This window comes from Clostridium hydrogenum (assembly GCF_021432385.1).
In the GTDB taxonomy this organism is placed as follows: domain Bacteria; phylum Bacillota; class Clostridia; order Clostridiales; family Clostridiaceae; genus Clostridium_S; species Clostridium_S hydrogenum.
In genome coordinates, this window is the sequence record NZ_JAEACT010000002.1 from 2,243,655 (window position 1) to 2,268,351 (window position 24,697).

General features: G+C 31.2%; 20 protein-coding genes and 1 tRNA gene. 1 reads left to right on the forward strand and 20 read right to left on the reverse strand.

Annotation, left to right across the window (positions count from 1 at the left end):
* Positions 1 to 7: 7 nt before the first annotated feature.
* The 13 genes from CUEA01_RS10155 to CUEA01_RS10215 all read right to left on the reverse strand — a co-directional run bounded on the left by CUEA01_RS10155 (position 8) and on the right by CUEA01_RS10215 (position 13,696).
* Positions 8 to 1,912 carry a C39 family peptidase gene (locus tag CUEA01_RS10155; RefSeq protein ID WP_234121521.1) on the reverse strand — a complete coding sequence of 635 codons (1,905 nt, stop codon included), beginning with the start codon at positions 1,910 to 1,912 and terminating at the stop codon, positions 8 to 10.
* Positions 1,913 to 2,220: 308 nt separating this feature from the next.
* A complete protein-coding gene (locus tag CUEA01_RS10160) occupies positions 2,221 to 4,518 on the reverse strand; it encodes a G protein-coupled receptor family protein (RefSeq protein WP_234121522.1) in 2,298 nt (765 codons plus the stop codon).
* A gap of 13 nt (positions 4,519 to 4,531) precedes the next feature.
* Positions 4,532 to 6,442: a VirB4 family type IV secretion system protein gene (locus CUEA01_RS10165; protein ID WP_234121523.1), complete on the reverse strand. Its 1,911-nt coding sequence runs from the start codon at positions 6,440 to 6,442 to the stop codon at positions 4,532 to 4,534.
* Positions 6,432 to 7,205 carry a hypothetical protein gene (locus CUEA01_RS10170; RefSeq protein ID WP_234121524.1) on the reverse strand — a complete coding sequence of 258 codons (774 nt, stop codon included), beginning with the start codon at positions 7,203 to 7,205 and terminating at the stop codon, positions 6,432 to 6,434. The genes CUEA01_RS10165 and CUEA01_RS10170 overlap by 11 nt, the downstream gene beginning before the upstream one ends.
* Before the next feature lie 11 nt (positions 7,206 to 7,216).
* Positions 7,217 to 7,564, reverse strand: a complete 348-nt coding sequence (locus CUEA01_RS10175) for a PrgI family protein (RefSeq protein WP_234121525.1) — start codon at positions 7,562 to 7,564, stop codon at positions 7,217 to 7,219.
* 295 nt (positions 7,565 to 7,859) lie between these two features.
* Positions 7,860 to 8,300 carry a hypothetical protein gene (locus CUEA01_RS10180; RefSeq protein ID WP_234121526.1) on the reverse strand — a complete coding sequence of 147 codons (441 nt, stop codon included), beginning with the start codon at positions 8,298 to 8,300 and terminating at the stop codon, positions 7,860 to 7,862.
* Between the two features lie 18 nt (positions 8,301 to 8,318).
* Positions 8,319 to 8,615, reverse strand: a complete 297-nt coding sequence (locus tag CUEA01_RS10185; protein WP_234121527.1) for a hypothetical protein — start codon at positions 8,613 to 8,615, stop codon at positions 8,319 to 8,321.
* Between the two features lie 417 nt (positions 8,616 to 9,032).
* Positions 9,033 to 9,668 carry a hypothetical protein gene (locus tag CUEA01_RS10190; RefSeq protein ID WP_234121528.1) on the reverse strand — a complete coding sequence of 212 codons (636 nt, stop codon included), beginning with the start codon at positions 9,666 to 9,668 and terminating at the stop codon, positions 9,033 to 9,035.
* 234 nt (positions 9,669 to 9,902) lie between these two features.
* Entirely contained in the window at positions 9,903 to 10,322 is a 420-nt protein-coding gene (locus tag CUEA01_RS10195; protein ID WP_234121529.1) for a hypothetical protein, read from the reverse strand.
* Positions 10,323 to 10,583: 261 nt separating this feature from the next.
* Entirely contained in the window at positions 10,584 to 10,757 is a 174-nt protein-coding gene (locus CUEA01_RS10200; protein WP_234121530.1) for an aspartyl-phosphate phosphatase Spo0E family protein, read from the reverse strand.
* 149 nt (positions 10,758 to 10,906) lie between these two features.
* Positions 10,907 to 12,064 (reverse strand): Ig-like domain-containing protein, encoded by a 1,158-nt coding sequence (locus CUEA01_RS25140; RefSeq protein WP_329603976.1) that lies wholly within the window; start codon positions 12,062 to 12,064, stop codon positions 10,907 to 10,909.
* Between the two features lie 702 nt (positions 12,065 to 12,766).
* Positions 12,767 to 12,841, reverse strand: a tRNA-Glu gene (locus CUEA01_RS10210).
* A 456-nt stretch (positions 12,842 to 13,297) separates the two neighbouring features.
* Positions 13,298 to 13,696, reverse strand: coding sequence for a hypothetical protein (locus CUEA01_RS10215; RefSeq protein WP_234121531.1), 399 nt, complete (start codon positions 13,694 to 13,696; stop codon positions 13,298 to 13,300).
* Positions 13,697 to 13,944: 248 nt separating this feature from the next.
* On the opposite strand from CUEA01_RS10215, the gene rocF reads away from it, so the two are divergent.
* Complete coding sequence (rocF, locus tag CUEA01_RS10220; RefSeq protein WP_234121532.1) at positions 13,945 to 14,844, forward strand: arginase; 900 nt, start codon at positions 13,945 to 13,947, stop codon at positions 14,842 to 14,844.
* A 486-nt stretch (positions 14,845 to 15,330) separates the two neighbouring features.
* Here rocF and CUEA01_RS10225 read toward each other — a convergent pair whose 3' ends face one another.
* The 7 genes from CUEA01_RS10225 to CUEA01_RS10255 all read right to left on the reverse strand — a co-directional run bounded on the left by CUEA01_RS10225 (position 15,331) and on the right by CUEA01_RS10255 (position 24,526).
* Complete coding sequence (locus CUEA01_RS10225) at positions 15,331 to 15,981, reverse strand: GyrI-like domain-containing protein (RefSeq protein WP_234121533.1); 651 nt, start codon at positions 15,979 to 15,981, stop codon at positions 15,331 to 15,333.
* Positions 15,982 to 16,313: 332 nt separating this feature from the next.
* A complete protein-coding gene (locus tag CUEA01_RS10230) occupies positions 16,314 to 17,111 on the reverse strand; it encodes a MerR family transcriptional regulator (RefSeq protein WP_234121534.1) in 798 nt (265 codons plus the stop codon).
* Between the two features lie 367 nt (positions 17,112 to 17,478).
* Positions 17,479 to 19,110 carry an ABC transporter ATP-binding protein gene (locus tag CUEA01_RS10235; RefSeq protein ID WP_234121535.1) on the reverse strand — a complete coding sequence of 544 codons (1,632 nt, stop codon included), beginning with the start codon at positions 19,108 to 19,110 and terminating at the stop codon, positions 17,479 to 17,481.
* A complete protein-coding gene (locus tag CUEA01_RS10240; protein ID WP_234121536.1) occupies positions 19,103 to 20,209 on the reverse strand; it encodes a helix-turn-helix domain-containing protein in 1,107 nt (368 codons plus the stop codon). Before CUEA01_RS10240 ends, CUEA01_RS10235 begins: the two co-directional genes overlap by 8 nt.
* A 612-nt stretch (positions 20,210 to 20,821) precedes the next feature.
* Complete coding sequence (locus tag CUEA01_RS10245) at positions 20,822 to 21,346, reverse strand: GNAT family N-acetyltransferase (RefSeq protein ID WP_234121537.1); 525 nt, start codon at positions 21,344 to 21,346, stop codon at positions 20,822 to 20,824.
* Positions 21,347 to 21,354: 8 nt separating this feature from the next.
* Entirely contained in the window at positions 21,355 to 22,572 is a 1,218-nt protein-coding gene (locus tag CUEA01_RS10250; protein ID WP_234121538.1) for an iron-containing alcohol dehydrogenase, read from the reverse strand.
* 223 nt (positions 22,573 to 22,795) lie between these two features.
* The gene (locus tag CUEA01_RS10255; RefSeq protein ID WP_234121539.1) at positions 22,796 to 24,526 is read right to left on the reverse strand and encodes a methyl-accepting chemotaxis protein; all 1,731 of its coding nucleotides are present in this window, start codon (positions 24,524 to 24,526) and stop codon (positions 22,796 to 22,798) included.
* Positions 24,527 to 24,697: the final 171 nt, after the last annotated feature.

Genomic DNA, 24,697 nt, shown 5'->3' on the forward strand with positions numbered 1-24,697 from the left:
CCTTTCATTATTTCTTCATAATTGCAACCTCACATTTGCCAATTTTCTTTATCATTTGCTCTGCATAAGATCCATATCCCATAAATAAATCCACATGTTTAACACCTCCGTGAAAAGCTCCTCCAGTATCTCTAGCTGTATAGATACCATTCATATCAAAGTCCTTCCCATCTGCCGTTTTTTCATGTCTTATACTTTCCGGAAATTTAATGTATACTTTACTGCCAAGAGGAATTACACTTGTGTCTGTTGCAATAATTCTAGGTGAAAAGTCTAAATATCCATTTACATTAGTTCCATCCGCAGTTATTCCTGATAATCCCTCCATCGCATCTTTATGACCACCATAAACTGTCAGTTCGTATTGTTCAAGCTTCATATTAGGATTTTTAAATATCCAAAACACATTTGCTTCTGCTGCAATACCATCCATAGAAAATTTAGTTATACCATTCGCTGGATTAGGATCATTTATAAGAACTTGTCCATCTGAATCAACTCCCGTAAGAACTATAAAATGTCCCCCCTTCGTAAAATGACCTGCATGCATACTTGCTATAACTGGATATCCTTCTTTCAATGCACTATATACAATATTTGAATCTTTTGTCTGTGTGCTGGTTAATCCGAATCTACCTGCTGATGTTTGTCCAAATAAATCCCATGAACAAGGTTTTGTATCATAGCCACTCTTTTGAGCATATTTAGCTGCTTCACCTGGATCTAAAATTCCATCCCCATTTAAATCCCATGAACCCAATTTTCCTTCTAATCCGGAAACAACCATAGCAAAGCTTGTAGGCCCGCAACCACTTGTATAAATATCCTTATCCCCAAATGGAATATTGCACCATCTTGGATCTGTTTGCCTAAACAATGGTATTGTTCCAGAAAATCCTCCACCATCTTCTCCCATTATGTCATCTACAATATCCTCCTCAACCTCTAAATTCATCCAATCGCCATTTTGCTCGCTAGTATCATAATCACTGCCTGTACCATTAATGACATAATGTACTGCCATATCAAGATTATCGTCTGATTTTTCATTAGGAAATGTACTCTTAATTATTCCTTTTAATCTTTCAAAATGCTTTTCACTTTCAGTTACCTTATCAATAATTGGAGTGTCAACCTTAGTTGTTACTGTTGTAGTTTCTGCAACATTTTGTGTGCCTAGCGTTGGTGCTGGCTGACTTGAATTTTGTGCCGCTAAAACTGTTTGTGACCCTGGTGCATCATAAGTCCTTGTTGAGGTTTGACTAGAACTAGTAGAATCCACTTTATAAGTTATATCTACCTTTCCTTTAATGGTATCAGCTTCAGTTAAAAGTTTTATTTTCTTTTTATCTGTTTTTGTTGATGTCAAATTTTTACCTGTACTGTCCTTCACATTTGTAGTTGTCGTAGTAACTATATAATCATCTTTATAGGTAAAATTAGGTTTTAAAAGTTCTGTATACTTTGTTATTATAAATTCTCCTACGAGTAGGTCTGTTAACTTTTTATCATTTAACATCTTATTCATATCTTTTCCAGTTTCAAGCTCTGCTAGAGAAATAAAGCCTTCAACATTTCCTTCTGTAAGTCCCACTCTTTTAGCCATTCCATAGTAATCATCTGTAGCTCCATTGGCATTTTTAACTTTAACCTTCAGATAACCTGCCAAAGTTTTATTATCATATTTGTTCATGGTATCTGAAAAAGTATGCTCACCGGTAGATCCTACTTTTGCCGCACCTATACAAAATATAATTATGAAAAGTGCAAAGCATATTAAAAATCCCCAAGGTATCATAATTTTTATAAGTACCTTTTTTAATACTTGTTTTCCTTTCTTTTTTGCAATCCCTCCTATAAAAGATTTAACACTTGAATTTTTATTTTCCTCACCACTTTCTTCATTAAACAAATTAATCACTTCCCATCAAAAAAGACAGAGTACGGAGTACAGAGTACAAAGTACAGTGAAGGATGATTTTCTGTAGCAAAGCTACAGAAAATCTTAAAACTTATTTTTGATTGCTTACGCAATCGCGCCATTGCTGTTGTCAGCGAAGCTAACAACAGTTAAGTTTAAGATTTACCTGACGTAAGGAAAGGTAAATCATCCTTCATTGTACTCTGTACTCTGTACTCCGTACTCTGAATAAAGGTTCGCAATATTTAAGACTTGCCTATAAAATATTTTTACTGTAACAGCCCTAATTTTGTTTGAAATTAATCCTCCCAATGATTAAAACCATCCATTGAAGTATAAGAATTAGTTTGTGCTATAATTTTTGTCTTGTTTTCATCACTTAATTTATTAAATGGTTGAGCTGCTGCTAAATCCATAGCTGCTGCCTCATTATTTCCTCTAGCTATATCACCAGCAAATTTTTGTTTATTCATAAAATTTCTAATAGCTTTCCCTTGCTTAGTATTCACTGTTTTATCTAATACTTTATTTACTGGATCATTTAAAACTTTTATATTCTTAAAATTAGCTTTTAAATCATTGTCGCCAGCAAACAAAGTATTTATTGCATCTTTCTTGCTCATTCCCGTAAGCTGCTGCATTTGCTCTGCTGTTTTATTTATTGCTTTTGTTGTAGCTCTCCTCTTTTGAATACCTCCTGCTATATTACCAGCACCTTCTATAAAACCTTTCATCATAGGATCATTCATAGTCATTGCTCTCATGGCTCCTGTCACTATTCCTGAAGCTTTTTTTCTGCTGGACTTTGCCATTTCTCTATTTAAATTATCTGCAAGCATTGAATTATATAATCCTTGTTCATTACTTCTTTTTCTGAAGTTTCTTACCATTGGATCTTCTTTAGACTTATCCTTCGATACATTATTTTTATTATCATCACTAGCTGGAGCTATTGGTGGCAAATCTTCTGAGGTGTTACCTCCAGTAGAACTTCCACTGCCTGAATTTCCTGTAAAATCTGGTGCTGCTGAAGATGTGCCATTAGGATTTAATCCTCCACTAGCAGCTCCTCCAATTGGTGAACTGCTATTTTCTGCTTTTACATTAGGAGTTCCTTTATTAGGTGGCATATTGGCAGCTATACCATCATTTCCTTGTGCCTTATACTTTTTCCCGCTATTGTTTCCTAAAGTTTCTCCAAGCACCTTTCCGCCTACACTTGAACCTTTAAACTCCTTATTTCCCATAGACATTCCAAAGGCTGCTGTCATGCCTGCAAAGGTTGAACCTACAGTTCCAAAAACACCTCCTGCAAGTTTTTGTTCATCAATTCCTGCAAGTTTTGTAAAAAATCCTTGAAGTGAGTTTCTAAGCATATCTGATATTTTTATTATTGCTGACATCCACACAAGGGTTAGTATCCAATTCTTCCAGCCACCACCTAGAGCCACTATCATTACTGTAAAAGTAAACGCATAAAAAAATTGCATTGCTGCATTGGTTAATATTTCACCAAACCATATGCTAGCTGCATGAACTCTCTTGTTTATCCCCCAAAGTGCTATTGCTATTGGTGTGAATGCATACATAACAGCTAATACAACTTTTCTTGAGATAAAAACTAAATTTATTTTTATCATCTGCCATGCATACAAGAAATGCACTATAGCCGTTGTTAATGCAGAACCTGTTGTCAAATTTTTAAAAGTATCCACCCCAAAAGCTTTAGTTGCACCCGAAGCTGATGTTCCACCATTTCCCCATATAGCAGCTGTAGCTGTTCCAAGAGAATCTGTAAATGCATTAAAAAGACTAAACAAGCCTTGAATTAAAAATGGAGCCGTACCAAGCATGAAAGCACACAATATCCACCTTGATATTTCCTCTTTTAAATCTATTTTCTTTGACGTAGAATCTGAATAAATAACCATTTCAATACCGGTCTTTGCAACCATTATTAAAAGTAGTGGTGCTATTAATGTACATATGCTTATATACAGATAGTTTAAATTATGCCATTCCGATTCAGTAAAAGGAGGCATAGCTGAAGCTTTTTTATCAGCATTAAATATTAGATTATCAAGTGATTTAAATCCAAATCCGCTTCCTATCCAATCAAAAAGCTTGTTTGGAATTATATCAACAACATCTGTTACCGCTCTTAATACAAAGCTTCCTTTATCATCACTCGTAGTTTCATTTGATGGACTTCCCGCACTTGGAACTGCAGTTGAAATTTCAACTCCAGATTGATTTGCAACATTAGCTATAAATCCTGAAAATACAAGACTAGCCCCTATAATGAAACCGCCAATTATTATTTTGCCAAGAGAATCCATGGCTTTTTCTCTTGCATCTTTTTTATGCGCTGAAAGCAATAATTTTATAGCCGCCATTATTATTGCAAAGGCTATAATAACTCCACCAAAGGCACTTATATAGTCATATATTATTTTTGTTGGACCATCATTATTATTAGATATAAAATTCATAGCTGTTGAGCCTGCCTGTGATGCTGCTTTTGATACAGCTGAACCTCCACCGTCTTCATCTGTTACTGGTATAATTGCTGCTGCAAGGGATATAAAATTCAACATACTTATTCCCTCCTTAAGATGTTTTTACAAAATCCCATTCAAAATCAAAGGGCTTTACATGCATTAAAACAAGCTCTTGTTCTGAAAGAAGTATAGCTTGTCCCGATATAAAGGTAGTCATAAGCTGCTCACATCTTGAAGATAAACTTAAAAATTCAGCTACCTTTTTAGCAACTGCACTGTCCTGCTTTAGAAGTATTTTAGTTCCGCATAAATTTACAATGGCCTCTCTTTCCTTGCTGCCTATAAAGTCCTGCATAAATTGTGTAGCAAGAGTTAATGCTATTTTAAGTTTTCTACCAAGCCTTGCTATAAGTTCAAGAAAGTGAAGTGATCTTTCAAACTTTGCAAATAAATGTCCTTCATCCACTATAACTTCTTTTTCTATATCCTTATATTTGTAATTTGAAAAAGTCGTCCATATCCATGATAGGCTGTTTATCATAGCATAAAATTTTGTAAATTCATCAGTTAAATTTTTGTAGCTTATAGCTATTATCCTGCTATTTAAATTTATTGATGATTTACAATCAAACATAGCCATAGGCCCATCACCAGTTATCATCTTCATAACTTCAATAAGTTCTTTTACTCCTTCTGACTCAAGCTTTTCATTTTTAACTATAAGTGCATTTCTTAAATTACTTAAGGTTGGCAAATTCTTTTTAACTTTTCCAGTATAAAATTGACCATCTTTTTCATAAGATTTTTCTTCATATAGGCTTTCTGGCGCTTCTGTAATACCCAATTCTAAGTATAAATTTGCTGTACATTCATCAACAGCAGTTATTTCTTCACCTTGAAGCGGCGCACCATTTCTAAATTTCTCTGAAAATATTGATATCATCTCTATTATCTGAGAACGCTTGCCATATATATCTACTTTTCTCTTTCCATTTTCATCTTCTTCTACTTCAATTTCAAAAGGATTTATTCCAGATTTAACTCCTGGCTTAAGCTGAATATACTGACCACCAAGATGCTCTATCCATTGCCTGTACTCTTCTTGTGGATCTAGTATCATAGTCCACCTTCCTGCTGCTGCACATCTACCTGCTTTAAGTTTTAAAAAAACAGACTTACCAGCACCAGTTGTTCCAGAAACAAAAGTATGTGGATTAGTTAGTGTAGGTGCCCCTATGAATTCATCATATACAATTGGGGATTTTGTAAATAAATTTTCTCCGTAAAATATTCCATTTTTATGGCAAAGCTCTGTATTTCCAACAGGTATAAGGCTTGCAATGGAACCTGTTGTCATATTTCTAAACCCATTTGCATACTTAATATCTAAATAAGGCATACCACTTAAAAATCCTTTAAGCTGATCTCCAACAAGGCATTTTGCCACCAGCGATTTTCTTGCACAAATAGTGTCAAACATTTCTGACCTATCATCAAGATCTGCTTGATTTTTGCCCCATAACAAAACTATTGGCTGAGCATAAAACATTCTCTCTGTATTTGTCTGTATTTTAGCTCTCATATCATCCAAATCTTCTGCCGCCAGTTTCATTCCATAATCTATAGAATAACCATGTTTTAACTGAAGACTTATATTGCTCATGTACTGACTAAACTTAGAAGTAAGTCTTTTTATAACGCTTGAATCTGGTATATTTTCAACATAGGTTGTAATATCAATATTACCTATTTGAAAAAGCTCATTTAAATAGCCTACCGTCATATTTCTTGGAAAACCTATAATTGCATATACCCTGCAATACTTTTCAGGTCCTAAGTACATGTAATCTTTGCCTTCAATTATTCCATCCGGAGAGATTAAATCTAGTACATTAAGTGTTCCTCTCTTAAAGAAGTTATTTTCTTCAGTTAATTCATTATCCGAACTGTCATTGCTTTCCTTGCCACTTTCGTCTGATTGCTTTGACTTCTGATTAATTTTATTTTTCTTATTCTTCATCAATTTCAACAATCTGACCTACCCCCTCACTGTACAAATCAAATACTCCTTCTTTCTCAAGTTTTTCTATTTTTATATTTTTACCTCTATTAAATAAATCAGCAAAGATTTGCGCTGTACTTTCAGAATTTAACAAGTTGACTTTCATTCTAGCCCTTGAAAGCCCTCCTGCTATATTGTCAACTCTTGACTGAAGCTCATTTAGGACCTTTTTTTCATCTTTATCTGGAAGATATGCACCTATAGTACAAAAACTCTTTCTTACAAAAACACCTTTTTCATCTTCCATTTTCCTATAAGCCGTATAAAGCTGCGAACAGTAATTCTTTAGGTTATCAGAAATTAAAGTATCACTACTGTTCATTGTCCTTTCGACCTGATCAGCTGGCTCCTTTATTTCCATTTTCTTTAAAGTTGTATGAAACATAATTGGGAAATTAAGTGATAAGGCACACATGATAAGACAATTTTCAAAGCTAGTTTGCTCTTCATCCGTTAAAAGTTCAAAATCTGGAGAGGATATACCAAGATTAACTCTAATAGCCCCATTTTTCATATATATCTTATTGCTTTTGATTTCTTTAATATTCATAAGTCTTTTTAGTGCATTTTTATCAAGACTCTGTTCATAATCACTTTTCTCGTGCTGCTCAAAATTACTGCTTTTTTTAGCTTTAGGCCTTTTACTTCTCCTAGTGTAAATAACTACAAAGAGCATAAAAACACCTGCAAGTACTGGAAATATTATTCCTATAAAGACCACATTTTCACCTTCTATCTTCCATACTTAAAAACCTTATTTCTAAATTTAAATCTAAACATTTTAATTAAATAGCCATCAAAATTATAAGTGTCATCTACCTTTAGAAATGCACATAAAGCTGCAAATACAACTGCAATTATTGATATAATAAGTCTTATAGTAAGACCTATGTAATTAAAAGTTATACTTGATGAATCAGCAGAACTTCTATGAATAGTCATATAGCTTCTGTCACCTAAAAAAGCAAGTGCAACTACAGTTCCAGCTGCAATTATCCATCCGAACTGTCTAAGTGACATATAGCCACCTATAATCTTATCTTCATCATTTATGTTAAAGGGTACTTGAAAATACCTCATAGACCATTTCCTCCTTACAAGCTGATAAACCATTAAACCAGAGTACAAAGTACAAAGTACAGAGTACAATGAAGGTGGATTTACCTTCCTCTCGTCAGGTAAATCTTAAAACTTAAATATTATTAGCTTCGCTGAGCCCCATAAATGGTGCTATTGCGTAAGCAATCCAAAATAAGTTTTAAGATTTTCTGTAGCAAAACGAAAGAAAATCATCCTTCTTTGTACTTTATACTTTGTACTTTCTACTTTGAAAAAAGGTTTGCCAATTAAATAATTATTAATAAAGCAGCCCTTCTTATTGTCCCATTCCCCAGAATAAACCGGCAAACACAGCAAAACCTCCAATTAAAAGAGCTGCTATAATTACAGTCAATACTGAATCCATAGCCTCTGATCTTGCGTCCTGTTTTTTGCTGGCCATAAGCATTTTAATTCCTATAACAACTACTGCTATACCCACAAGCGCTCCTCCAAAAGCTGCTGCTATACCTTTATTAGCTTTAAATATTGAACTTGCAACATCTGCTGGAGTTTGTGTAGTTATTTGAGTTGATGTTGCTGTTGATCCACCTGTACTATCTGAAGCATTAGAACCTCCTGTAAAGGTTGCATCTTTAGCAAAAGCACACATAGGGTTTGTCATAATAAATGCTGTTGCTGAAGCTAACGCTACATTTGCCTTTAACCATGCTTTTTTTGTTTTTCCCTGAATTTGTTTTAACTTTCCATTAATCATATAATTCACCTTTCCTTTCTATTTCACTACATTAGTAAGCGTCTTTAAAAGCCCAGTAAATACTGGCATAAAATAGTAAAACATCAGTGCTAGGGTTATAACACCAAAATCTGCTGCTGCCATTTTTTTTATGGTTTTGCTGTGTAATATTGCTCCACCTATAAGAAAAATAAAAGCAGCTGCATATCCAAGAAGTGCTATTGGATATACAATGGGAGTTAAAAAATTGTAAAGCATCATAACCACTGTAACCAGCTTACTGCTAGCCATTTCTGGAGATACAGGTTGTACATTCACAAGATCACCAGCTTTCATATTTTTATTTATGAGGCTGTCACACTAAGATTATTTAACATGTAACTTAAAATTATTGCGAATCAACTTAATCAATTCACAATTCACAGTTCACAATGCACAATGAAGGATAATTTGCCTTCCTTTCGTCAGGCAAATCTTAAATTTAAATATTATAAGCTTCGCTTAGCACCATAAATGGTGCTATTGCGCAAGCAATAAAAAAATTAAGTTTAAGATTTTCTGTAGCAAAGATTATTAATATACAAAGTTTTATTGCACTGCTATTGAAATTAATTCTACTAAGTTAAAGAACCTACATTGGCTTACGCCCAAACCCCTAGTATGTGTATCCTTCATTGTGAATTGTGAATTGATTTAATTCGTAATATTTAAGATTTGTGTATAAAATAACTTTATGTGACAGCCCCTTATTTGTCATACTTTACTTTCTTCATAAGTTTTTCTTTCGTAAGTTTTTACAGTATGAACTCCAATACTATTTGGTAAATCAAAAGGTCTTGCACCAAAGGATTTATCAAATTCCAACCTTTGCTTTTCCATATTAAATTTATAATAATTCAAATTGGCAGCTACTATTCCAGTATCCGACATCTTACGGGTTCTCGACATTGATATAGAATTTTGTTTTTGCAGCAGCATTAAATTACTCATTATATTTAAATCATCATTTTGTTTTCGCTTTTCAGCTTTAATCCTTTTTGAATCTTCCTTGTTTCTCTCTTTACTTTCAATATTTCTTCTCTTTTTTTCATCTTTATATCTAACATCACTTTTTATTATTTGTGTAATAGTTGCATTACTTAAATCAAGTTCTTTTGCAATCTCACAAGCCTTTTTCTTTTCAACGTAATATAATTTTTTAACTTTGTCATATTGTAATGCTTTTTGTTCATTTTTAATTTTTCTTCTTCTGCTTGCTTCTTCTAAATACCTAGAATCCTTTTTTACATGCTTATATATGTTTTGTTTTGTACTTTCCATAATTTTAGCAATTTCTTGAATACTTTTTTTCTCGTTAAAGTACATTTCAACAATCCTTGTACTGTCCATAATAAAATCCCCCCAATTTTTATGGTTTACTAGCAAAATTTTTTATTTCCGCGCCTAATACATAATTTTCTTAAGCACAAGCTTATTTTATAATATTTTTAATCGTTGCTTCTTACCATCTTTGTTGCATTTTTATGCTATTTTTGTTTCATTCTAACTAAGGCATATTAAATAAAATTGCACAAAAAAATAAGGGCGGATAATCTCCACCCCATAAAAATTTAATGAACTTGTTTAAAAATAATCATTTAGATGATTTTCTTCACTGTGTTCAAGCTCTACCATCAAATAATTAAAAGCTTCTTTAATTGTTGAAAAAGTTTTATCAGCACATTTAAGCCAAACTACATTTCCATCTTTTACAATCAATCCAGTATACATTTTATACTCTTTATATACTACGATATAATTTTTACTTTGAATCCATATAACTTCTTTATCAGCAAAAGCCTTCATACAAGATTCAATATTAATTTGTTTCTTCATTTCTTTATTAATTTCCTCATTAAGCTCATTTGACTTCAATAATACTTCATAATCGCTTAAAGCATGATTTTTAGTAAGTATATAAAGCTCTTCTCTAAATATTTCTTCATTACTCCATACAACTTTTTTCTCCTTCTCATTTTTTAATTTTTCATTTTCGTTACTCATTTTTTTATCCACCTTTCTAATTTTTTGCATAAAAAAACTGCATATAAGATGTATAGATACACTTAAATACAGTTAGTTAGCCTAAATGGCCTATGCGATAAGTTACAAAGTAAAAACAAATTTCTTTACAATATTACTTATATGTTAATTTTCAAAAATCTCGTGAATAAATAAAATATTTTTAATAAGGCTAGATTTATCATAGGAGAGATCTGCTGTATTAGCATAAGAAAATATGCTAATACAGCAGCCCCTAATTTTTTACTTTTCCACTTTATCGTTAATTATTTTACTGTACTCGTTTAAAATTGAATCTAACATCTTGCTCGCAGCAATAACTTGTGGATCAAGTAAATTTTCTTTTTGCGCAATTAGTTCTGTCAAGTTTTCTCTTAAATTTTGTATTTCTACTTCTATATCATAAATTTTCGACATTTTAAAACCTCCTTTCAAAAAATATTTTAAGAAAGAAGGCAGTCAAAACATATATAAAATTGTAATTTTTGTATTAATATTGTATTTTTTTAAATTTATTCACAAAAAAAATAAAAGCACCAGTATTTCTACCAGTGCCATATTAATAATTATTTTGTGTAATCATCAACCTCAAAAGATGATATTTTATCAAATACAACATAATCAGTTTTTATTATATCTGGACTTGATGTTTGAGTTATATCAAATTCATAGAAGGGGTCTCCACTTCCTGCTGACCTTAATCTATACCACGATATAAACTTATTTACTGTATCCATAGTCACATTGTATTGTTTAACTTGTCCGTTAGTCATAGTTATGTTTAATACAGATTTATCAGAATTATTTGTTGGCGTCGGTGTTGGTGTAGATGAATCTGTTACTGTAACTGTACAAGATGCACTCAAATTACTTCCATCTGTAGTTGTTGCTGTTATTGTGGCTGTTCCTGCTTTTACTGCTGTTACTTTTCCTGTTGAATCTACAGTTGCTATACTTGGGTCACTTGATGTCCATGTTACATTTTTATTTGTTGAGCTGTCTGACGTTACCGTTGATGTTATAGTGTCTGTTTGTCCAACAGTTAAAGAATCCGCAGTTTTATTTAATGTTATTCCTGTTGCTGATGGATTAATTAAATAGCCTGTTGAATCTATATCTACTGCATCAAAGCCGATAGCTCGTCCATCCTTTGCTATATCTTTTATTTCAACCACATGAGTTCCAAAGGAATTAAATGTATACTCATATACTAATACTTGACATATACCAGTAGAATTATATGTATTAATCTTATCAACACTATTGCCATCTGCAAGCACTTCATTTTGATAGTCATTTATCCTGTTATTATAAACTGAAGCTATAATTCTAAATTTTGAGCCATAAAACTTAAACTTGAAACTATCACCAATAGTATTTGAATAGAATTGACCTCCATTATAATATCCAGCCAAGATCTCATTTGCCCAATTACCTATTTTTAGTATTTTGATATTACTATCATCATATCTCTTCCAACCTATTTCAGGATTCTTAAGCACCTCCCCAACTTTAGCACTATTATCAGCAGTACCATTCAAATTACTAGTTCCAACAACACCACCGTCATCTGTAGTTGTACCATCAAGCAATTTAACATTCCTAATCTGCTTAACAATCCTATTTAATTTTGTATTTTGATTAGTTGCAGCAAATGCCTGTGAAAAGCATCCTAAAACAACAACTAAAAATACAACTAAAGTAACTTTAAATCTTTTCTTCATTGTGTTTCCCCCTTAAACTATGTATTAATTTGGATTAATATCTATATTATTATCGTAATGTAATAATATTTATTTAGATAAAATTTATTCATATTAAAAAGCACTGGAATTAACCAATGCTCTTTACAGCTTCTATATTCCGCATTTTCTCCTCAATACTGCTATCTCTTCCCCTTTTAAAGCATAGGCAAAAATAAAAACACCGTAAAATCTATTTTTTAATAATACGGTGTCCTTTTCACAAAATCCTTATTAAATTTCAGCTAAATGCCTAATTAAAGAGAAAAAATAAACTTGACTTACAGTTGCATGAGTAACTTCAGAACTCACAGGCTTGTCTTTTTCTCTTTTCAAATATATTGGATAGACTTTTTCAAATATCTTAAAAGTTAGTTTTCTCTCCATTGATAAATTACTGGATGGTTTATTATTCACTGGTTAATTGAAAGATGAAATGCTACTTTGTAAAACAAAAACACACCTAAATCTTTGAGCGAATACTAGACTAGTGGCACTGATTGTTTAAAGCTTACTTTCTAATAAGAGCTGTTTTAACATGGGGTAATTTAGACTTAAATAAAAAAAGAAATAACACTGCATAATATAATAAAAAAAGTTAAATTTTTTGATGTGAAATAAAAAAATGTGGGAACAATAAAAAATAACGAGGTCGCAAACTTGCAATCCCGCTATCTTTCTTAATGGTAGCCCCAACGGGAATCGAACCCGTGATTCCGCCTTGAGAGGGCGATGTCTTAGCCGCTTGACCATAGGGCCATATATTGTGCTCACGAAGAGTACGCATTTAATTATATATATTTTATACTATCTTTGCAATATACTTTTTTGCTAAAATATGCTTTCTTTACTTATAAACTTTAACTTATCTTAATATTTCGCCATAATACTAGTTAATACTATAAAATTAAATCAATTCACGATGCACAATTCACAATGAAGGATACACATACTATTGGTTTGGGCGTAAGCCCATGTAGATTCTTTAACTTAGTAGAATTACTTTCAATAGCAGTGTAATAAAACTTTGTATATTAATGATCTTTGCTACAGAAAATCTTAAAACTTATTTTTTGATTGCTTACGCAATCGCGGCATTAATGTTGTTCAGCGGAGCTGAACAACATATAAGTTTAAGATTTACCTGACGTAAGGAAAGGTAAATCATCCTTAACTGTACCCTGTCATCTGTACTCTGTACTCTGACCTTAAGTATTATAGCTTTAAATCGTCCAATACTTCATCCACATCTACAGCTGTTTCCTTATCGTAGAAAACACATATAGCTTCAGCATAATCATAATCCTCTTTATCAACATTATAAACTATAAACTGCGCATCAATTTCAAGCTCATCCCTGCATTCTTCTACAATTTCGCCTATGTTGTCAGCCGCAATGTCATCAAGATATGGAAGGAAAAACTCATCATACCAAACATCACCTTCATTTTCATCATCGCATTCATCATCTGAAAAAGCTTTTGCTGCATTTATTTCGTCATCATCAAAATCATAAAAAAATCTTAAGACAACAATTTCTGATTTGTACTTTATTTCTTCAAGATCCTCTACATCCTTACTCTTTATAAATTCTAGAATTTTATCCTTATCCATACAATCACCTCAAAAAAATTTTTATAAATATTTATAAGCTTTTTTGGTTAAATTTAATATAAACACTTATTCCAAATTTATAATATCATATAATATGCTAATAAAAAATATTTATTCAAAAAATAGCATGTATTATTATTAGTTTTTAAATTTTCAAAAAATTTTGCATATATATTTAACACTTTATATTTTCTGGATTTATTATATAATCAAAGGGATAAGGTAATTTTTTTATTGGAGGTAAATCGATGAACGTAAATGTAATAGGCGTACCATTATACTACGGTTCTGATAAAAAAGGCGTAGATTTAGGACCGAACAAAATAAGAGATAATAATTTGATGGATATTTTAAATAAATATAATCATAATTCATATGACCTTGGTAATATCTTTGTACCACCAATATCAGATGAAGATAAATTTTTATTTCACAATAAAATGAAATTTTTAGATCCAATTGTTAATGTAAATACTAATTTAGCTGAAGAAGTTTACAATTCTTTAAACTCTGGCAATTTTCCATTTGTAATTGGAGGAGATCATTCTCTTGGACTTGGAAGCATTTCTGGAGCTAGCAAATTTTATAATAACTTAGCTGTAATATGGGTTGATGCTCATGGTGATATAAATACAGATAAAACAACAAACTCAGGTAATGTACATGGAATGCCTTTAGCCGGAGCTATGGGAATAGGCTCACCTGATCTTGTAAATATATATTATAGCGGCATTAAAGTAAAGCCTGAAAATGTATTTATTGTAGGTGCTAGAGATTTAGATGAAGGAGAATTAAAATTAATATCTAACAAAAATTTAAATGTATATTCTACAAGTGACATTAAGAAAAATGGAATTGCAAATATAATGAAAAGTATAAATGAAAAACTAATTGAAAATGACATTAAAGCAGTTCATTTAAGCTTTGATATAGATTGTATAGACAAATCCTTAGTACCAGGTACTGGAACTCCTGTATCTAATGGCATGAGTATAGAAGAAGGAGAATACCTTATTGAGTATCTTATGAAAAGTAAATTAGTTAAATCAATGGATTTGGTTGAGTTTAATCCATTACTTGATAAGGATGATGAAACTTTACATGTAGTAATGAATTTAATAGATTGTATTTTTAAAAATATGAAATAAATATTGCTAAACAAGGTGTAGTGCAAAATCAAATAACAAGGTACAGGTGCATTAAAAATAATGTGGTATACGAGCATCTCGAAATCTTAAATAAAATTAATAAAACTAAGCGGCAAATTTTTTAAGGCTTAAGATCTTTAGATAACTCGCAAAAAGACGCTCAGACAATCTAAATCTCTAAAGCCTTAAAAAATTTTCCACTAAGTTTTATACAATTTTATTTAAAATATTTCTTCGATACTCGTATACCACATCATTTTTTTAATACACCTGTACCTTGTTATTTTGATAGTTTCACTGCATCTTTGTTTCTGTGCAATATTTAAAACATAGCCAAAATTCCGTAGGCACACTAATATTTTTTCAGTAATTCCTTTTTTCAAAATAGATCACTAGAAAATAGTTATAAGTAGTCCAAAATCTTACTGGACTTACATCCATGTGTTCTTTCCTTAAACCACTGTAATTTCAAATAATTCGTTATCGTTATCGAACCGGTACCCTTAGCACAGTTTTTAATTTTTGCAATTCTGTTTTTCTTGGATCTGACAGGTAAATTTCATGATGTTTCCTTATACTTCCATCATCATTAACTGTTGAAATTGCATTTTTTAAGTTATTATTTTTAATATAATTTTCAATTTGCTTTACTGTTTCAGGCTCATCGTCATATGGACCTACATGCATCATTTGAACGCACAGCCCCTCTTTTAAAGTTTCAAATCTGGCTTTTGAAAAGTCAAGCTTGGGTTTCTTTTTTACAGCTTCAAGGCATGCCCAATTAAAAACCTCCTTTGTCACAAATTCAGGCTGTCTAATCATAGCTGTCCAATAAAATTTACTTTTATCCGAAAAATCTATTTTAGAATCTTTACACCGCCACAAGCCTTCCAGTGGAGGCACTACATATTCAAAATATCCTTCTATTTTATTTTCTCCCATCTTGCTCATTTTAATTGTATAAGATAGTGCATATAGAACTTCTAAAGCTGCTTGATATTCTCCAGCTTCTGCATTAGGATCTCCTTTACCATCTATCATAATAAACTTCATTGCTGGCACCTCAATTAAGCTAGGCTTTCTCTTTGGCATGTATAAAGCTTTAAATTCTTTTTTATAATCTAATTTATTTTCCATCGTGTCCCTCCTAATTCTTATAGATATACAATCTAGAACATTAAAATTGCGAATTCCAAGTTTATCCTGACAACAATGTTTTCAATTCACAGTTCACGATGCACAATTCACAATGAAGGATGATTTTTCTCTGCTATCGCTCGAAAAATCCGAAAACTTAATGCTTGCGCATGGTGTAAAACACAGTGTTCAGCGCAGCTGACATTATAAGTTCTAAGATTTACCTAATCAAAGCTAAAGGTAAATCATCCTTCATTGTGCATTGTGAACTGTGAATTAAAAAACTTGTTATAAGGATGAACTTTGTATTTGCAATTTCAATTTTTCAAGTACTATATCTTTATTGGTACAATAACATGTGTTATATAATTATTAGGGTTTCCTTTAAATATCATACCTGGCCCTTTCTCATATATCTCCCTTGATGGAAGGCCGCATTCTAATCCATTCTCTTTTGCATAATCAAAAATAGCCTTATATGCCTTATTTAAATTTTCATAGGAACCTTTATGTGTAACACAAATTGCATTTATTTTAGGCAGCTCCCTTACTGTAACTGCGTCACTTTTAATCATTTTCGAAATTGGCACGCATAACTCTATATCTGCTTCTTCTTTAAATTCATCATCATAATAGCAATTCAAAGGACTTCCACTTGCATTTCCTTTAACTGCTTTGTAAATTTTACCTATGTAGTTTCCCACATCACTGTATTTCCCCTTAAATCTAATTGATGCCACAAGCACAGCTTCAATGGATTTAATTTCAACTTTGTAATTCATCCAATTAACCTCTTTCCCTTCTGGTTTTATATAGAGGTCAATATTTTTTAACAGTTCCTTTTCCCTTCTCATTTTTTCTTCTATAATTTTTTTCTTTTCTTCTAAAAAATAAGATAAATCATCCTCGTTTTGAAAATTTTCTATTACATCTTTAATTTCTGCTATAGAAAATTCAAAGTTCCTAAGCACACAAATAAGTTGTGACTTTTTAAAATCATCTTGACTATAATACCTATAACCATTTTCTTCGTTTCTATAGGATGGTTTTATTATATTTTCTTCATCATAATACCTTAAAGTTTTTACCGTCAAACCTGTAATCTTAGAAAACTCGCCTATTTTATACATTCAATCACCTCTACGAAAATTATTATAAACCATCCACCGCAGGGGAAAGTCAATACTATGGGGAGAACTTTAAATATAGAAATTAAAAATATCGAGTTTATCCTGACAAATTACAATTTATCGAGGAGAAGCCAAAGTACAGAGTACAAAGTACAATGAAGGACGATTTTTCTCCGTTAACACTACGAAAAATCTGAAAACTTATTTTTTTATTGCTGCGCAATTGCGCTATTGATGACGCTCAGCGAAGCTGACACCATTTAAGTTTAAGATTTACCTGAGAGAATCAAAAGGTAAATCATCCTTCTTTGTACTCTGTACTTTGTACTTTGTACTCTGCTCTAAAAATTGTAATTTGAAGTGCTTTCTATATCTCAACAACATTATCTATAAAGTCCATTCCCTCCACTAAATGCGAAACCACAATAAGTATTCCTCTAAAATCTCTTGTTCTTAGGATATTAAGTACTATTTCTCTTGTTTCTGCATCAACATTTGAAATAGGTTCATCTAGAATTATTACATCCTTGTCATTTAGCATTGCCCTTATAAAAGCTATAATTTGAGCTTGTCCACCTGAAACACCAGCAGTGCTTTGACTTATTTCAGTATCCAAACCATTTGGCATCTTGTTTACATATTCCCATAAATTTAATTCTTGTATTATATCTTCAACTTCTTGACGACTTTTTTTATTTTGACCATACAATATATTTTCAAGCACAGTCCCTCTAAATAGAAATATATTTTGTGATACTATTCCAACTCTTTCCCTCAAACTTTCAGTGTTAATTTCTGTGACATCAATATTATTATAAAATATATTTCCAGAACTTTGATCATAAAGCCCTAGTAAAAGCTTAATAAGCGTTGATTTTCCAGAACCATTTTCACCTTTAATAAGAACCTTCTCACCCTTTTTCATTTCAAAGCTTAAAGACTTAAGGACGGTTTTATTTTCATCATATTTAAAGTTCACCTCTTTAAGCTTTATAGAATTTATTTCTTCATTTAAGACCTTATTTCTTCCTGTATTTTCATCCTTCATATCCAAAAGTTCATAAATCCTCTCTATACTTAAACATGATGGCTTTATAGTTGTACCTATTGTAGCTATTCCCTGCGCACTTGAGAAAACCCTATCTATGTATAACGAAAATGAAGTGTATAAACCTATAGTAAATTGACCCTTTAAAATTAAAAGTCCTGCAATAAATAATATTAAAAGAGAACCAAAATTACTTATAAGCTGTGTATTTTCCATAAAAACAACCATAGATTTACTTTGTTTTATGCTTACTTTTATAAGCTCATTTAGCTTTTCTTTAAACTTACTAAGCTTACTCTTCTTGCCGTTTAACACTTTAATAGTTTCAATTCCATTTATTATTTCGTAGGATTCTCCATTTAAAAAAGCGCTGGCTTCCATCATTGCTCTTGTACTTTTCATAAACTTTTCTGCTGATAATTTTGCAGAAAAGAAAAACACTGGTGCCAATACAATCGCAACTATAGCTAACTTATAATTTATTACAAACATAGTTATGATAGCAAGTCCCGCATCAACAACACTTAAAAATACACTAATAATTGATGGAGAAAAAATACTTCCAACAGAACTGCACTCATTTATCCTACTTTGAACATATCCCTTTTCCGTTTTTGCAAGATAACTCATTGGCAAATCCATAACCTTCTCCATTACAGAGCATCTCATTTCATTTACAACTAAATTATTTATTTTTACAAATACATATTTTGAAGCAAAGGAAATAACATATCGCAGGATATATAAAATTGCTATTATAGCTATATAAAAATAAAATTCCGATAAACTTTTTTTGCCCAATAGTACCTTGTCCATTAAATGTCCTATGATATAAGGAACAGGAGTTGACACAATTGAACTTAAAATCATACCTATAATTCCAATAATAAAAATTCCAAAATACTTTTTTAAAAAAGGCTTTAATTTTAAAATACTACTAAGCTTACCCAAGTAAAGCACTTCCTTCTTTTAAGTTTCTTAATTCATTTACAATATTTTTAAATTCATTTTCTTCTCTAATTAAATCAAATTCTGATTTTTCTAAACGCTTCAATAAAATTTCATAAGTATTTATTGGCATTTTACCTTTCTCGGTTATTTCACTAAAATACCAAATTGAATTAAAATTAAATTCACTCACATTATTACATTTAAGATCTTCAAGCATGCTGCAGAGCATATTAACGGCTTTTTTTCTTTCATTAAACTTCAAATAAATACTGGCTAGCCCTAAATAATCGCTCCACATACTTAGAACAGATTTTCCATCTACTAAGAAAGCTTTTTTTACATCAATTGATAAATTTAAATACCTCTCAGCCGACTTTAAATCCTTTTCCTTTTTAACATAAGATTCTGCTAAAGCACTGAATATCATATCAGAAAAACATATGTTTTTATAAAGCTCACTTTGAAAAATTTCTCTTCCTTTTTTTAAATCACCATTTTTGATATATATATTTGCAAGCATAACATCTACATTAAATTCACTTTTGCGAATTTTATTTAAAGCTTCTATTGCCTCCTCTTCCCTTCCCATTGAGCTATACACACTGCTAAGTTGATACAAAGCTCTTTCTACTAATTCTTCTTTATCGGAGTTTTGAACAACCTCCTCAAATAATGTTTTAATTCTCATATTTATCTTTTTAATCATTTCTTCATCACTTATTTTCCATAAATACATTCTAAATAAACAAGCTAATTTCAATTTTAATAAATAGCTACTTTTATACTTTTCAATATATTCTTCGCTCTTACTAATACCATTATAAAAATCATCTGATCTAAACAGCTTTATACATTCTGCAAATATTTTATTTGCCTCTTCCTCTGAAAGTTCAACCTTATAATTAAGCAATTCATCTATAGAAACTTCAAAAAAAGCAGCAAGCACTGGCAAAAAAGTTATATCAGGATACGAATTCCCACTTTCCCATTTTGACACTGCTGCTGTTGACACACCTATATAATTTCCTAATTCTTCTTGAGTAATTTTCTTCTTTTTTCTAAGTTTAAATATAATTTCACCTATTGATATCTTATCCATCTTTTAATCACTCCCAAATTTATTATGCATTTAGTATATCTTATTTACATATTTATTCCAATAGATATGTAGTTAACTATTGCATAAAAACTTAACCGTAGGTTAAACTAATCAAATGATAAATTTAAATGGGGCCATCGCACTAAGATTATTTAATACGTAACTTAAATTTATTGCAAAGTAAGAGCATTTTGGAACATTAAATAGCATCAATAAATCCAAGAGGAATATTCTTAAAATTCTAAGAAATTTCAATAACTCACTAACGTTCAAACAAATTGAAATTTCTAAGTCTTTTAAGAATATCCCTCTAAGATTTATAAGATGTTATTTAAACCGTCCCAAAACGCTCTTACTTCGCAATTACAGTGACTTAAGGAAAAAATTCCTCCGTGCCTACGGAATTTTGGAATAAAAGCGGTAACTATTGCAATTGTATAAACAACAAAAATAAGTTGTAAGATTTTCTGTAGGAAGGCGGAAGAAAATCATCCTTCACTGTACTCTGTACTCTGTCAGTTGTACTCTGAATAATGGCTCGCAATATTTAAGATTTGTGTATAAAATAATTTTGTGTGACAACCCCATTTTAAATAGATGTGATAGTAAATATTATATTTCTTCGTTTGTGAGTAAGTAGGATGGATGATTTAATCCCGTAGGTTCATAAAATTCATCGTGGGTATATTTAAATCCAAGCTTTTTTAATAAACTTGCGGACGCCATATTTTTAGGATTATGTCCAGCAAAAAGTGCATTAACCTTAAGGGTTTTAAATGCATATTCTACAACCCCAAGGCAAGCCTCTTTCGCAAATCCCTTTCCCCAATATTCTTCTTTTAAATGTACTCCTATTTCAAGGACATTATTTTCAGCATCATATGGTCTTAATCCACAACATCCTACACATTCTTTGTCCTCAACCAAATAAACTGGCCAATACTGAATCTTGAATTTATTATTGTTTTCTATTTCCTTATCTAATCTTTGCTTTACTTGCTTCTCTGACATTTTGCCATTCGCTGTAATAAATTTTGTAACTTCTGGGTTATTCCAAAGTTCTAAGGCATCCTCTATATCATTTTCATCCCATACTGAAAATCCTAATCTTTGTGTTTTCATAAAAAATCTCTTCATAAATATACTTACTCCTGTATCTTTAATCTCCTCACAAGTTCCTTGCATTCATTGGCACTAATTATTTTAGGCACTGGATATGCTGGATTTCCCTCTTTAGTAGCTCTCTTAGCAATTAAAGGTATGTCCTCATCTTTTAATTCTTTAATACCTAATGGAATATTCATATTTTTATTCATAGCCTTTATTTTCTCTATAAATCTTAAGGCTAATTCTCTATCCGGTTCACTTTTGCTGCCAATTCCAGAATAGGCTGCCATTTCAGCTAATTTTGAATAAGCCGTTTCCCCATAAAACTCCAATACCTTAGGAAGTATTATAGCATTAGCAAGTCCGTGAGCAACTCCATACAGTCCTCCAATACTGTGAGCTATTGCATGTACATATCCAACATTAGCCCTTGTAAAAGCTTGTCCAGCATAATTTGATGCTAGCAGCATAGCATTACGACCTTCTATATTAGTCCCATCATCATATACCTTTTCTAAATTGTCTATAATCAATTTAGTTGCTTTTAAAGCCATGTCATTTGTAAATGTAGTTCCATTTTTACCTATATAGGCTTCAACCGCATGAGTTAACGCATCCATACCTGTTGCTGCAGTAAGGTGAGGCGGAACACCAACTGTTAACTCAGGATCTAATATAGAAAAGTCTGGTACAAGTTTAAAATCTGCAATTGCATATTTCTCATGTGTTTCAGAATCTGTTACCACAGCGGCAACTGTAGCTTCTGAACCACTTCCAGCTGTAGTTGGCACCGCAAAAAGAGGCTTTATAGGCTTCTTTACCTTTAGGAATCCTCTTAAATCTTTAATTTGTAAATTACTATTAGCTGCTCTTGCTGCTACTACCTTTGCACAATCAATTGGAGATCCTCCACCAATTGCAGCTATTGCATTACATTTACTATCTTTATAAACTTTAAGGCATTCTTCAATATTTTCTATGCTTGGATTAGGCTTTACTCTGCTATAAGTTTCATAAAATATATTATTTTCCTTTAACTTTTTGAAAAAATTATCTAATAATCCTGATTTCATTATAGTTCCACTTGCTATAACAAGAACTCTGTCAATATTCTGTTCCTTCATTATATCCGGTAATTTATTTACACTACCCGCACCAGATATTAATTTAGGTTCTTTAAACTTTATAATATTAGTTCCTGCTTTCATTGCCACTTGAACTGTTCTATAATATGCTTTTTTTAAAGTCCAAATCATATTTTTCCTCCACAAATTGATTACTGAAGATTCAATTATTTTTTTATTAGGCTATGTTTTAAATAAGTGTTAATTTTTACACTTATTTAAAACATAGCCTTTTATTTTACTTTTATTTTTTAGCTACAATCAAATACCATTGTTTTCTATATTTTATAACCTAGTGGCAATATATGTCAAGACTATTATTTTTTTCTTTGGATATGTTTTAATAAATTTATATCTACATACTAAATTTGGCAACAAGAACTTTTAAATCTTCTGTACTTTGTTTCATTTTATCAGTTTCAATTTTAACTTCATTTGCCTTATTTTTTATACCTAACACTTTGTCTGCAATATCATTTGTTCCATTTGCTCCATCACTACTTGCTCTTGAAATTTCTTTAATTGCATCGGCAACATTTTTTATTGATGCTAAAAGCTCCTCTGAAGTTGCACTTAAATCTCCAACTAAATCGCTTACATAATTTGCATCCTTATCATAATTTTCCCCAACAGCAACTGATTCTTTATAGCTATCTATGACCTTTGTTTCAATATAATTTAAAGTTTCTTTAGATGCATCTGCAAGACTATTTACTGCTTCAAATACAACACCAACAGTACTTTGTATATTGCTTACAGTTTCCTTAGAGCTTTCTGCTAGCTTTCTTATTTCTTCAGCAACTACAGAAAATCCCCTTCCAGCCTCTCCTGCTCTTGAAGCCTCTATTGAAGCATTTAAAGCTAACAAATTAGTTTGATCAGATATTTCTAAGATTGCATCTGATAAAATCTTAATCTTTTCTACTTCTTTTGTTTTATTTAATGCAGCTTCCATTTCTTTTCTTATTTTAACACGAGTTTCATCTGCCTCTTTTTGATGAAGTTTAGAATTATCCTTTAATTTAAGTGCCCTTTTTCCTATTTCCTTAGACGACACAGCTCCTTCTTCTGCTTTATTAGCCACATTCCCAACAGAAAATTCTATTTCATCAGATATAGCACTTATTTCTTCAGCTCCTGCAGCTGTTTCCTCCATTCCCGCCGAAAGTTCCTCTACTGTAGCCGATGCTTCTTCAAGTGAAACTGCAAGTTCTTCAATATTATTCTTAGAAATTACTATTGAATTATCTACATTTTTTGTTTCAAGTGTTATAGCTTGTATAATTTCTTTTATTGAACTTTGCATTTCATTAGTAGCATTTGTTATATCTCCAAGCTCATCCTTTGCTGTTAACCATTTTTCTGGTATATCATTACTTAAATCGCCTTTAGCAATAGTTTGTATATGGTTTTTTAAAAAACGCAATGGAGTTGTAATGTTTCTTATAATAAAGAAGCATAAAACACTTACACCTGCTACTATAAATAAAGCAATGAACATGAGCATATCACTATCAAATTTAATTAAATTTTCAGCTTTCTTTTCTATATCATCATTTTGTTTATTCGCAAGTTTTACAACTTGATTTATATAGTTCCTATGTTCTGAGTACAATGGCTCCAATTTATAATTTAATATATTTTCTGCTTTTTCCTTATCTCCATCTTTTACGGCTGGAACAAATTCCTCATTAAAAATCTTAAAATAAGCTTTAGCTGACTTATATGCATCTTGTACCATTATTTTTTTCATGGTACTATTGGGCAGAGAATTTTCCCATACTTTATGCCTATCTTCATAATCTTTTTCCAAACCATTTTCATAATCAATATAATTGCTAATTTTTGTTCTATCATCTTCATTTAATAATTGTAATGTTGTAAGATGTGATTCCACTATGTACTCTGGAGGCGGCAAAATATCTGCCACTAAATCCTTTCCCATTATTATTTGTTTGTACATGCTTCCATTGATTTTTACTTCAGTTATAATTTTATTAGAATAAACCGACAATATTAAAAATCCTATGGCAAAAATAACAACCAACATAAGTAACTTGTGACCAATTTTTAATTTTTTTAACATAACATAATCTAACCCCTCTATTTTTTATTTTCCGCTTTTGTCGCATTATAACCTTTTTCGTTATATTTTTAGTAATTGTGTAAAATCAAGTCATTCCATTAATAATATCAAATTTGATACCAAAAATCAATATTTGTTGCTAATTTATCAAAAACAATGCAACTTATTTAA

What these genes read in the sequence shown, in the direction of transcription:
- CUEA01_RS10160 (WP_234121522.1), bottom strand. Translation starts at nt 4,518, where the DNA reads ATGTTGAATTTTATATCCCTTGCAGCAGCAATTATACCAGTAACAGAT.
- CUEA01_RS10165 (WP_234121523.1), bottom strand. Translation starts at nt 6,442, where the DNA reads ATGAAGAATAAGAAAAATAAAATTAATCAGAAGTCAAAGCAATCAGAC.
- CUEA01_RS10175 (WP_234121525.1), bottom strand. Translation starts at nt 7,564, where the DNA reads ATGAGGTATTTTCAAGTACCCTTTAACATAAATGATGAAGATAAGATT.
- CUEA01_RS10180 (WP_234121526.1), bottom strand. Translation starts at nt 8,300, where the DNA reads ATGATTAATGGAAAGTTAAAACAAATTCAGGGAAAAACAAAAAAAGCA.
- CUEA01_RS10185 (WP_234121527.1), bottom strand. Translation starts at nt 8,615, where the DNA reads ATGAAAGCTGGTGATCTTGTGAATGTACAACCTGTATCTCCAGAAATG.
- CUEA01_RS10190 (WP_234121528.1), bottom strand. Translation starts at nt 9,668, where the DNA reads ATGGACAGTACAAGGATTGTTGAAATGTACTTTAACGAGAAAAAAAGT.
- CUEA01_RS10195 (WP_234121529.1), bottom strand. Translation starts at nt 10,322, where the DNA reads ATGAGTAACGAAAATGAAAAATTAAAAAATGAGAAGGAGAAAAAAGTT.
- CUEA01_RS10200 (WP_234121530.1), bottom strand. Translation starts at nt 10,757, where the DNA reads ATGTCGAAAATTTATGATATAGAAGTAGAAATACAAAATTTAAGAGAA.
- CUEA01_RS25140 (WP_329603976.1), bottom strand. Translation starts at nt 12,064, where the DNA reads ATGAAGAAAAGATTTAAAGTTACTTTAGTTGTATTTTTAGTTGTTGTT.
- CUEA01_RS10215 (WP_234121531.1), bottom strand. Translation starts at nt 13,696, where the DNA reads ATGGATAAGGATAAAATTCTAGAATTTATAAAGAGTAAGGATGTAGAG.
- rocF (WP_234121532.1), top strand. Translation starts at nt 13,945, where the DNA reads ATGAACGTAAATGTAATAGGCGTACCATTATACTACGGTTCTGATAAA.
- CUEA01_RS10225 (WP_234121533.1), bottom strand. Translation starts at nt 15,981, where the DNA reads ATGGAAAATAAATTAGATTATAAAAAAGAATTTAAAGCTTTATACATG.
- CUEA01_RS10230 (WP_234121534.1), bottom strand. Translation starts at nt 17,111, where the DNA reads ATGTATAAAATAGGCGAGTTTTCTAAGATTACAGGTTTGACGGTAAAA.
- CUEA01_RS10240 (WP_234121536.1), bottom strand. Translation starts at nt 20,209, where the DNA reads ATGGATAAGATATCAATAGGTGAAATTATATTTAAACTTAGAAAAAAG.
- CUEA01_RS10245 (WP_234121537.1), bottom strand. Translation starts at nt 21,346, where the DNA reads ATGAAGAGATTTTTTATGAAAACACAAAGATTAGGATTTTCAGTATGG.
- CUEA01_RS10250 (WP_234121538.1), bottom strand. Translation starts at nt 22,572, where the DNA reads ATGATTTGGACTTTAAAAAAAGCATATTATAGAACAGTTCAAGTGGCA.
- CUEA01_RS10255 (WP_234121539.1), bottom strand. Translation starts at nt 24,526, where the DNA reads ATGTTAAAAAAATTAAAAATTGGTCACAAGTTACTTATGTTGGTTGTT.